The following is a 9,888-nucleotide window of genomic DNA, read 5'->3' as shown; positions in this document are numbered from 1 at the left end:
GAGCCGATACCAGCGCTATCTGACGTTTCGTGAACCTGAACCTGACGGAATCGTCAGAAACGAAAATGTGTTCAGGCAGGCTGCAGCGGCAGGCGCAGACTGACCACGGTGCCGATGCCGGGTGTGCTGTCGATCGCGACCGTCCCGCCATGGAGCGTCGCGATGCTGCGGACCACCGCAAGTCCGAGGCCGAAATTGCCGCCGAGGCTCGAACGTGCCGGATCGGCGCGATAGAACCGGTCGAACACGTGCGGCAGGTGCGCGGGGGCGATGCCGCTGCCGGTGTCGGCCACGTCGATCCGGACCATCGGCACGGAAGCGGTCGCCGCATCCGCGACGAGGCCGACCGTCACACTCCCGCCCCGGCCGGTATGGGCGATCGCATTGGCGACCAGATTGCCGACCGCCTGCTGGAACAGGGTGCGATCGCACGGCACGACCGGCCTCGCAGTGGCGCTGAGCCCGAGATCGAGGCCGGCTTCGAGCGCCGCCGGTTCGTAGAACTCCAGGATCGCGGCGAGTTCGGCGGCGATATCGAGCGCCTCGCGCCGCGGCGCGGCCCCGGCGGCCTCGGCGCGCGCGAGAAACAGCAGGCTGTCGATCACCCGGTTGATCCGCCCGCATTCCTCAAGGGCCGAGCCCAGCACGTCGCGATAATCCGGCGCGGAGCGAACCCGCCCGAGCGCGACTTCCAGCTCGCCCCGCAGATTATTGACCGGGGTGCGCAACTCATGCGCGACATCCGCCGAAAACTGCGTGACCTGCGCGAAGGAGGCTTCCAGCCGGTCCAGCATGTCGTTGAACGTCGCGGCCAGCGATTGCAGTTCGCCGGGCAGGCCAGCAGTATCGAGCCGCTCGTGCAGGGTGGTGGCGCGGATGCTGCCCGCCGCCGCCGCGATGCGCTCGACCGGGCGGATACCGCCGCGCGCAATCGCATAGCCGATCGCCGCGCACAGGCCGAGCGACAGGATCAGCATGAACAGCAACCGCTCCCGGTCCTTGATCAGCACCCGCTGATCGCGCGCGCGGTCGATCGCGACCTGTACGATGGTATCGGTGCCATCCACTTTGAAACGCTCGCTCAGCAGGTCGAACGGCGCGCCGTGCCGGTCCTGCACGGTGGTGAACGCGCGCGCGCCGGGGCGGAGCGCGAGCAGTGCGGCGAAATCGGTCAGTGGCACGTCGCGGTCCATGCCGGGGGTTGCGCGCTCGATCCGGCCATCGGGTGCAATCAGCCGGAACCCGATGAACCCCGCACCGGGCGAGACCGGCGGACGGGCCGACTGATCGGGCACCGGCACGGCGGTCGCCAGCAGCCGCAGATTGGAAGCGGTATCGATCAGGATGCGGCGATCCTCCGCGCGCAGATTGCCAGCGACGGTGCCGTACAGCACGCTGGCCGCGATCAGGATGAGCAGGAAACTGGTCCCGGCATACCACGCGGTCATGCGGATCACGATCGAGCCGGTCGTGGGCGGCGGGATCGGCCGCACCGCGCGCGCTGCGGCTGATCCGCCCTGATCAGGCACCGGAGCGATCCTCAAGCACATAGCCGATGCCGCGCACGGTGTGGATCAGCCGGGCGGCGAACGGGTCGTCCACCTTGGCGCGCAGGCGGTGCATGTGGACATCGACCACATTGGCCCCGCTGTCGAAATTGATGTCCCAGACCTGTTCGGCGATCAGGGTGCGGGTGATCACATCCCCGGCGCGGCGGGCGAGCAGGGCGAGCAGCAGAAACTCCTTCGGCGTCAGATCGAGCAGGCGCCCCGCCCGCAGCGCGCGGTGGCGCTGCACATCGATCACCAGATCGGCGACTTGCAACGTCGCGGACTGACGCTGCGGCCCCCGGCGCAAAATGGTGCGGATGCGCGCGAGCAGTTCAGAAAATGCGAACGGCTTGACCAGATAATCATCCGCGCCGAGTTCGAGCCCCTGCACCCGGTCGGCCACCGCATCGCGCGCGGTGAGGAACAGCACGGGCGTCTGGTCGCGGCGCTGGCGCATCTCTTTCAGAAGGGTCCAGCCATCGATGCCGGGCAGCATCGCATCGAGAATGACCAGATCATAGCCGCCGTGGCGGATCAGCGAGCCCGCAATCGCCCCATCGGTCGCGATATCGGCGCTGAAGCCGTTTTCCTCCAGCCCTTTTTTCAGGAACCCGGCGGTCTTGGGTTCGTCCTCGACGATCAGGAGCTTCATGGCGCATCTGTCCGGGACGGTGTCACGAAAGCGAGGCGGAGCGGGGTGTGGCCATCGGCGCGAGCGACCGTGATCGGCGCGCCGAGCGCGCGGATCAGGCAATGCCGGGCCTCGCCATGGCTTCGGACCTCCTGCGGCAGCGCCATGATCGATCCGGGATGGCCGATGCGTTCGAGCGAAACCGCGCCGAGCCAGATACGGGCAAATCCGCCCGTGCGCGACGGCACCAGAACGGGCGAGCGCCACAGGCGGAACACCAGCCGCCGGTTGGCCGGCAGGGTGCCGCCGGTACGGATCAGGACCAGCGCGGGCAGCCGCCCGTCATCGAAGCGGGGCATCACCGGCAGCGCGCCGGGTGGCGTGCCGATGCCGAAAAAGCGCAGCAGCGTCGCGGCATTCCATGGCGGCGGCGGATGCCAGCCATGGTCCGTCAGATCACGCCGCAGCACGCGCGGCGCACCGAGAAACTGCACCGGGAAGGGGCGGCTGTAATCACCGAGCAGCGAGAGCGACCGGCGCGGCAGGCGCGCCCAGCCGCCGTGCAGCCAAATGCTGCGCGACATGATCAGGCTGCCGTGCGCCAGCGTCGCATCGCGCAGCGCGGCCCGCTGATCCAAGGCACCCGACACGCCGCCGACCCCGAGGATCAGGAGCAGGATCGCGACACCCAGCCCCGCCGGGCGAACCGCCTCGGCGGGGTGGACCAGATAGGCAAACCCGAGCAGCGCCGCCCAGGCGGCCCCGAAGGCGACGGTCTCCAGAGCGGTCGAGAGATAATCGGCGCCGAGATAAAGCCGCGCCGCGAGCAGTCCCGTGAGAAACACCAGCATGGCGGCTACCACCGCGATCCGCCCCACCGCGCCGATCGTGCGGCAGATCACCACGCCCATGAAGCCGAGCAGGGCGGTGAGCACCGCAAGATGGGTGCCGGGAAACGGCAGCAGGCTCAGCCCGGTCGGGCGCAGGAACGGCGCGGGCCGGTCCAGCGCGACATCGAGCCCGGCGGTGAACAGGATCGCCCCGATCGCCGCGGTGATCGCATAGGCCATGGCGCGCCAGGCGCGCTGGCGATCGAGCCAGAGCACGATGCCAATTTCGAGCGCCACCACCACGGCACCACTTCCGAGAGCGCTCCACCCCACCGCCAGCCGCACCGCCCAGCCGACCCGGAGCGAGAGCAACAGGTGCAGCACCGCATGATCGGCGTGGACCAGCGGATCGCCCGCGATCAGATCCTGCATCACGCCGAACAGCAGCCACAGGCTCGCGATCAGCAGCACGCCGAGCGTGGCGATACCGGGCAGTTCGGCGCGTGCAGGGTCGAGCAGCGGGTGCAGGCGGCGCGGCACCAGGCGGACCGGCGCGCGAAACCCGGCCAGAATCGGCACCAGAATCGGCACCAGCGCGCGCACCACCGCCTGCGCGGCCCACGCCAGCGCGGCGGCGGCCGCCAGCACAGCGAGACCGGCGAACCCCAGCCCGATCATGATGGTATCCCTCGTCATGCCGATCCCTTTTAGTCCGGCAACGGCAGGCTGCCCACCTCACCGAACATCCGCAACCGGGGACCGGCTCCCTCCGGAGCAGTCTGGCCGCCGGATCGCCGCCCGATCGCCGCCTTGGCGCCGCCTTGGCGCCGCGCGAGGGCGCGGCACAATCAACCCCTCCGGTGAGGCCCGCGCGAGCCCTGCGTCAAAACGCCTCGAATTCACCAGCCGGATGGCTGGATATTTGTTGCGGCACACCGCGCAACCGGCACGCCATATCCCCGAGCGTGACCACCCGCGCCGCCGCATCGGGGTCGATCGCCCATGCCTCCGGCACCGAGGGGCGCAACGCCCGCATGAAATCGCTCAGCCCATAGAGCCGCTGCGTGATCAGATCGATCATCTGCGCCTCATGATGACACGCGAAATCATCCGCCGCCCGCAGCATCGCCGGCCCCAGAACCGTCTGGAACTGCTCCGCGAGACGCCCGAGTTCGACCAGCTCGGCTTCGACATTCATCAACAGCTCGCCGATTGATACCTGTGACTGGCTCAAAACAGCTCCACCGTCCCGACCGTGGCGAACGATGGCGGCGGAGCGCGATTGGCCTCGGCCCGCGACACCGTATCATCGCCACGGCTCAGCAAGGTCTGTCGCGCCCGCCCGGACACCGGCCAGAACTGCACCCGCCGCCCCTGATTGCCGCGCAGGCTGCCCCCCACGATCACGATTCCCTCCGCCTGCAGAAACCGCTCCGCGAATGTCGCGTTCAACCTGCCGACATCGGTCAATCCGGCCATCATGCACGATCCGCCGAACAATTTCGCCTGCAGGCGGCGGCGTTGCGCCCCCTGCCTGAGCAGCCCGTTGACCAGCAGCTCCATCGAATAGGCCCCGTAGCGCATGGCATCGCCATGCACCGCCCCCCGACCCGGATCGGCCCGATCGCCCGGCAGCAGAAAATGGTTCATCCCGCCGATCCCCGCCTCCCGATCCCACAGGCAGGCCGCGATGCACGAGCCGAGAATGGTCGTCAGCACCACAGCCGGGTCGCTCGACACCTGCTGCTCGCCCTGCACGATGTTGATCCTGCGTTCGAAAATGACCTCCGGCGCCGTCGCTGGCCTCATTTCAACGCACCGATCACCGCCTCGATCTTCTCGCGCATCGACTCCGGCGTGAACGGCTTGACCAGATAGTTGTTGACGCCATGCTCCACCGCGGTCAGCACCATCTGCTTGTCGGCCCGGCCGGTCAGCATGATGAACGCGGTCTTGCTGATCGGCGGATGGGCGCGCACGGCCCGCAACAGGCTCAACCCGTTCAGATTGGGCATGTTGTAATCGGAAATGATCAGATGGATCGGTGTCTTGCGGGTCAAAATCACCTTGAGCGCCTCCTCGCCATCGGAGGCTTCGAGTATTTCGCCGATCTTCAACTGCTCCAGCGCCATCCTGGCAAGGCTGCGAATGGTCTGCTGATCATCGACGACCAGAATCGTCAGGGTGCTCGCCTGCGGCATCACACTCTCTCCCTGTTATGAAGGTTGGTGCGGCGAAGAATGTGATCGGCCAATTTTCCGAGCGGCAGTTGCCGGGCGACCGCACCAATCTCGAACGCCACTTTCGGCATGCCATAGACGATACAACTGGCCTCATCCTGCCCGATCGTCTCCGCACCCGCGCGGCGCATGTCCAGCAATCCCTGCGCCCCGTCCCGCCCCATCCCGGTTAGGATCACCCCGAGCGATCGCGCGCCCGCCGCCCGCGCCACCGAGCCGAACAACACATCGACCGAAGGCCGATGCCCGCTGACCCGCTCGCCCTCATGCAACCGGCAGCGTGGCTTGCCCGGATGCGCGATCTCCAGATGCGCACTGCCCGGTGCCAGATAGACATGCCCCGGCAATACCGGCATCCCGTCTTCCGCCTCCGTCACCTCGGGCGCGCACAGCCGGTTGAGCCGCTCGGCAAAACTTCTGGTGAAGGTCGCCGGCATATGCTGCGCGATCAAAACCGGCGGACAATTCGCCGGAAACCGCGACAGCACCGCGATCAACGCCTCCACCCCGCCGGTGGACGACCCGATCGCGACGATCCGCCCATCGGATGCGAACCGTTCGGTGCACCCGCGTTTCACCGGTTCGCTGGGTGCCAGGCTGCGCGGCTGCAGACGTGATTTCGCGGCGGCCCTGACCTTCTCCGGCAGCTGGTCGAAATCGTGGTAATCGCCATTGGATGGTTTCGCGACGCAATCGATCGCCCCGCATTCGAGCGCCCGCAACGTCGCGGCCGCTCCGGCCTGGGTCAGGGTCGAGACCATGATGACCGGCGTTGGACGCAACCGCATGATCTTTTCGAGAAAATCGAGACCGTTCATGTTCGGCATCTCGACGTCGAGGGTGATCACATCGGGATTGAGTTGCTTGATCGCGGTTCGCGCCTCCAGCGGATCGGCGGCGTGGCCGACCACCTCGATCTCGGGATCACGGCGCAGAACTGCGGAAATCAGCTCCCGCATGGTCGCGGAATCATCGACCACCAGCACGCGCACGCTCATCGGCCCGCCTCCGTCTCGCCCCGTAGCCGGTAGGTCGTGATGCCGTCGCTCCGCAGCTTCCGCTCGGCAGGACCGCTCACGCGCTCTGAATGGCCGATATACAGCGCGCCCGCCGGGTCCAGCAGCGTCACCATGCGCGACCAGATCTTCCCCTGCGTCGGATCGTCGAAATAGATCGCGACATTGCGGCAGAAAATCGCCTGGAACGTCCCCCGCATCGGCCACTCGCCAATCAGGTTGAGCCGGCGAAACTCCACGAGCGCCCGCGCCTGATCCGCAATCCGCACCATGCCGCGATCGCCCTCGACCGGAGCGAACCAGCGCTGGCGCAGATCGGACGGAACCGGTTCGATCGCGCTCCGATCGTACAGACCGCTCTTGCCGATCGCGATCATGTTGGGGTCGATGTCGGTGGCCAGAATGCGAATGTCGCGCTGCGCCGCATCCGGCAGCAGCGAAAGCACGGTCAGCGCGATCGAGTAGGGTTCCTGCCCGCTCGAACACGCCGCCGACCATAACCGGACCCGACCGCCCTTGCGGGCGCTCGCGATCAACGGCGGCAGGATCTGCGTCCGCAAATGCTCGAAATGATGCGGTTCGCGATAGAACCGCGTCACATTCGTGGTCAGCGCCGCCAGCATTTCCTGCCGCTCGCCACTCCCCTCGGCACTCGCGACGAGCGCGCAATATTCCGAGAAATCCTTCAGCCCCAGAATCCGCAATCGCTTGGCGAGCCGCGAATACACCAGCGTCGCCTTGTGAGCGGGCATCGAAATACCGGCATCGGCATGGATCATGGCCGAAATCCGCCGAAAATCCTCGGCGGTCAGACAATACTCGCCCCCGTCGATCAGGCTGCGGGCCCGGGCCTGGCTGAGGGTCGGGCTCATGCGGCCTGACGCTCCTCGGTCGGCAGGATATGATCGAGCGATATCACGCTGATCATGCGCCCGTCCACCGGCAGCAGCCCGCGCACGAACGCCTTGACCAGATCGGAAGCGACATCCGGCGTCGGCTGGATCGCGCTCTCGTTCAACGTCAGAATGTCCGAAACCGCATCGACCAGCAGCCCGACCTGCTGGTTGTGGATCTGGGTCACGATGATCACATGCCGCGCGGTCGGTGCCGATCCCGGCAGGCCGAGCCGCACCGCGAAATCCACGATCGGCAGCACCGCACCGCGCAGATTGATGACGCCGCAGATATAGCGCGGCGCCTGGGGCAGGGCGGTCGCCGCCGTCCATCCGCGAATTTCCCGCACCGCCATGATGTTGACGCAGAACTCCTGCTGACCCACGCGAAACGCAATCAGCTCGCGTCCCTCGGCCCCGTTTGTGAGCGGTTCATTCATGACTTACCCTGCCTGTGAAAGAGTTGGTTCGGCCCGCAGCCCGTCACCACGGAGACGTTCGGTTCTCGTCACGGAGACGATCGCATCGACATCGAGAATCAGCGCGACGCGCCCATCGCCCATCACGGTCGCCGCGGCGATACCGGGCACCGCCCGGTAATTCGCCTCGAGGCTTTTGATCACGACCTGCCGCTGGCCCTGAATCGCATCGACGATCAGCACCGCGCGGACGCCGCCCTCGCCCTCGACCAGCAGAGCCACGCTCTTGTCCGCATCGAGCGGCGCGTCGCGATAGCCCAGTGCGACACTGACATCGACCAGCGGAATGTAACGCCCGCGCATCGCGACGACCCGCGCATCCATCCCGAGCGTATGAACAGTCGCCGCCTGCGGCTGCAACGTCTCGATAATCGCACTGAGCGGAACGATCAGCGTATGACCGGCCACGCTGACCACCATGCCATCGAGCACCGCCAGCGTCAGCGGCAGGCTCAGCGTGAAGGTCGAACCCGCGCCGGGCCGCGACGCGATCGAAATCCGCCCGCCGAGCGACTGGACCGAGCGCCGCACCACATCCATGCCGACCCCACGGCCCGAGATGTCCGAAACGGTGCTCGCGGTGGAAAAACCCGGCAGAAAGATGAGATTATCGGTTTCCTCGTCGTTCAACTGGGCGTCCGGCGCGATCAGCCCCTTCTCGATCGCCTTCGCCTTGACCCGCTCGCGATCGATCCCCGCGCCATCATCCGCCACCTCGATCACGATCCGCCCGGACCGGTGCAGGGCGGTCAGCTTGACCACCCCCTCCTCCGGTTTGCCGGCCGCAACTCGCGCCTCGGTCGGCTCCAGCCCATGATCGATCGCGTTGCGGATCATATGGGTCAACGGATCGGCAATCCGCTCGATGACGGTCTTGTCGACCTCGGTCCCCTCGCCGTCGGTCAGCAACCGGACCTGCTTGCCGGTCATCGCCGCCACCTCGCGCACCAGCCGGGGCATGCGCTGGAAAACCGACCGCACCGGCTGCGCCCTGATCGCCATCACGCTGTCCTGAATCTCGCGGGTCAGATGCTCAAGCTCGTCGAGCGCCGCCGCCACCCCCGAGGCTCGCGCCAGACCGGCTTCCATGACGCGCTGCGACAGCATCGCCTCGTTGATCACGAGTTCGCCCACCAGGTCGATCAGCCGATCCACCCGGTCGAGATCGACCCGAATGGTCGCCCCGACCGCCGCGCCGCTATCGCTTCTGGAGGCCGGTCCATCCGTGCCCCCCCGCGCCTCCGGACGCGATTGCGCCGCGACCGGCGCGACCGCGCCGCCTCCAACCGCCACCGGCCGGTCATCATGAGGCGCGGATACGCTCTCCTGCGCCTTGCGGATTATCGCCAGCACATCGGCATCGGAAGGTATATCGGCAAAGGAGCTCGCCGGAGCCGCCTCATCACCATCGAGGACACGGACATCCGCGACCACGCCCGCCGCATCTTCATCGGGCCGTACCTGAACAAGCCCCGCCTCGGCAGGCCGATCCGCAGCACGGCTGATGACCAGATCGCAATCGTCCTCGACGAATTCGAAGGCAGCCCGAATTGCCGCCTCATCGCAATCCGTCTGGAGCATGATCGTCCAGGTCAGATACGCCCCTTCCGGATCGAGATCGCCAAAGTCGGGAAGCGAAGACGTATCGACCGTCACGCTCACCGGCCCGAGCATGCCGACTTCACGCAGCAGCAGGGCCGCTTCATTCGCATTCGCATACAAGGCAGCGAGAGGGCGAAACGTGATGACCCATCCGGCATCCGGCATCGTCTCCTGCTCGACCGCGACCGCCAGGGGCAGAAAATTCAGGTCGCCAAGCCCGTCATCGTCGTCCTCGGCACCAATCCCTTCGGCCATGCCGTCATTGGTCAGGGCCTTCAACGCCGCAGCGAGCGATGTCGTCTGTGCCTCATCCGGCATGGTCCCCTCGCGCGCGCAGCGGACCAGATCGGCGAGCGCATCGGAGGCGCGAAGCATGAGTCGCATCGTGCTCGCCGAAGGATCGAGCCTGCCCGCCCGCACCTGATCGAGTGTCGTCTCGAAGACATGAGCGAAGCGAACCAGATCCTCCAGCCCGAACGCACCGGCACCGCCCTTGATCGAATGAACTGCCCGGAACACCGCATTGACCGTCTCCTGATCGGTCTCGCCGGTCTCCATCCGCATCAAGCCGCCTTCGAGTTCGGATAGCTGCTCCTCGCACTCCTGAAAGAATGTCTCACGGATTGCCGCCATCGGGTCCATGACGT

The 9,888-nt window shown here is 66.9% G+C and carries 11 protein-coding genes; all 11 read right to left on the bottom strand.

The window, feature by feature from the left end:
• Positions 1-71: 71 nt before the first annotated feature.
• From SIL87_RS13475 to SIL87_RS13425, 11 genes are read right to left on the bottom strand one after another with little or no spacing between them, the layout of a single operon-like run.
• Entirely contained in the window at positions 72-1,529 is a 1,458-nt protein-coding gene (locus tag SIL87_RS13475; RefSeq protein ID WP_319614678.1) for a heavy metal sensor histidine kinase, read from the bottom strand.
• Positions 1,522-2,202, bottom strand: coding sequence for a heavy metal response regulator transcription factor (locus tag SIL87_RS13470; protein ID WP_319614677.1), 681 nt, complete (start codon positions 2,200-2,202; stop codon positions 1,522-1,524). The genes SIL87_RS13475 and SIL87_RS13470 overlap by 8 nt, the downstream gene beginning before the upstream one ends.
• Entirely contained in the window at positions 2,199-3,707 is a 1,509-nt protein-coding gene (locus SIL87_RS13465; protein ID WP_319614676.1) for an LssY C-terminal domain-containing protein, read from the bottom strand. The genes SIL87_RS13470 and SIL87_RS13465 overlap by 4 nt, the downstream gene beginning before the upstream one ends.
• An 11-nt stretch (positions 3,708-3,718) precedes the next feature.
• On the bottom strand, positions 3,719-3,859 hold the full coding sequence (locus tag SIL87_RS13460; RefSeq protein ID WP_319614675.1) for a hypothetical protein: 141 nt from the start codon (positions 3,857-3,859) through the stop codon (positions 3,719-3,721).
• Positions 3,860-3,894: 35 nt separating this feature from the next.
• The gene (locus tag SIL87_RS13455) at positions 3,895-4,209 is read right to left on the bottom strand and encodes a hypothetical protein (protein WP_319614674.1); all 315 of its coding nucleotides are present in this window, start codon (positions 4,207-4,209) and stop codon (positions 3,895-3,897) included.
• Positions 4,210-4,241: 32 nt separating this feature from the next.
• Entirely contained in the window at positions 4,242-4,820 is a 579-nt protein-coding gene (locus SIL87_RS13450; RefSeq protein WP_319614673.1) for a chemotaxis protein CheD, read from the bottom strand.
• Positions 4,817-5,212, bottom strand: a complete 396-nt coding sequence (locus SIL87_RS13445) for a response regulator (protein WP_319614672.1) — start codon at positions 5,210-5,212, stop codon at positions 4,817-4,819. The genes SIL87_RS13450 and SIL87_RS13445 overlap by 4 nt, the downstream gene beginning before the upstream one ends.
• The gene (locus tag SIL87_RS13440; protein ID WP_319614671.1) at positions 5,212-6,249 is read right to left on the bottom strand and encodes a protein-glutamate methylesterase/protein-glutamine glutaminase; all 1,038 of its coding nucleotides are present in this window, start codon (positions 6,247-6,249) and stop codon (positions 5,212-5,214) included. Before SIL87_RS13440 ends, SIL87_RS13445 begins: the two co-directional genes overlap by 1 nt.
• Positions 6,246-7,139, bottom strand: coding sequence for a protein-glutamate O-methyltransferase (locus SIL87_RS13435; protein WP_319614670.1), 894 nt, complete (start codon positions 7,137-7,139; stop codon positions 6,246-6,248). Before SIL87_RS13435 ends, SIL87_RS13440 begins: the two co-directional genes overlap by 4 nt.
• Positions 7,136-7,600 carry a chemotaxis protein CheW gene (locus tag SIL87_RS13430; protein ID WP_319614669.1) on the bottom strand — a complete coding sequence of 155 codons (465 nt, stop codon included), beginning with the start codon at positions 7,598-7,600 and terminating at the stop codon, positions 7,136-7,138. The genes SIL87_RS13435 and SIL87_RS13430 overlap by 4 nt, the downstream gene beginning before the upstream one ends.
• A gap of 3 nt (positions 7,601-7,603) precedes the next feature.
• Positions 7,604-9,883, bottom strand: a complete 2,280-nt coding sequence (locus SIL87_RS13425) for a chemotaxis protein CheA (protein ID WP_319614668.1) — start codon at positions 9,881-9,883, stop codon at positions 7,604-7,606.
• Positions 9,884-9,888 lie beyond the last annotated feature (5 nt).

Source organism: Acidiphilium acidophilum (genome assembly GCF_033842475.1).
In the GTDB taxonomy this organism is placed as follows: domain Bacteria; phylum Pseudomonadota; class Alphaproteobacteria; order Acetobacterales; family Acetobacteraceae; genus Acidiphilium; species Acidiphilium acidophilum.
Note: the sequence above shows the minus strand (reverse complement) of the source record. Positions and strands in the feature narration are given on the sequence as shown.

Coding starts and splice junctions, on each gene's coding strand:
- SIL87_RS13470 (WP_319614677.1), bottom strand. CDS start 2,202: ATGAAGCTCCTGATCGTCGAGGACGAACCCAAGACCGCCGGGTTCCTG.
- SIL87_RS13465 (WP_319614676.1), bottom strand. CDS start 3,707: ATGACGAGGGATACCATCATGATCGGGCTGGGGTTCGCCGGTCTCGCT.
- SIL87_RS13455 (WP_319614674.1), bottom strand. CDS start 4,209: ATGAATGTCGAAGCCGAGCTGGTCGAACTCGGGCGTCTCGCGGAGCAG.
- SIL87_RS13450 (WP_319614673.1), bottom strand. CDS start 4,820: ATGAGGCCAGCGACGGCGCCGGAGGTCATTTTCGAACGCAGGATCAAC.
- SIL87_RS13445 (WP_319614672.1), bottom strand. CDS start 5,212: ATGCCGCAGGCGAGCACCCTGACGATTCTGGTCGTCGATGATCAGCAG.
- SIL87_RS13440 (WP_319614671.1), bottom strand. CDS start 6,249: ATGAGCGTGCGCGTGCTGGTGGTCGATGATTCCGCGACCATGCGGGAG.
- SIL87_RS13435 (WP_319614670.1), bottom strand. CDS start 7,139: ATGAGCCCGACCCTCAGCCAGGCCCGGGCCCGCAGCCTGATCGACGGG.
- SIL87_RS13430 (WP_319614669.1), bottom strand. CDS start 7,600: ATGAATGAACCGCTCACAAACGGGGCCGAGGGACGCGAGCTGATTGCG.
- SIL87_RS13425 (WP_319614668.1), bottom strand. CDS start 9,883: ATGGACCCGATGGCGGCAATCCGTGAGACATTCTTTCAGGAGTGCGAG.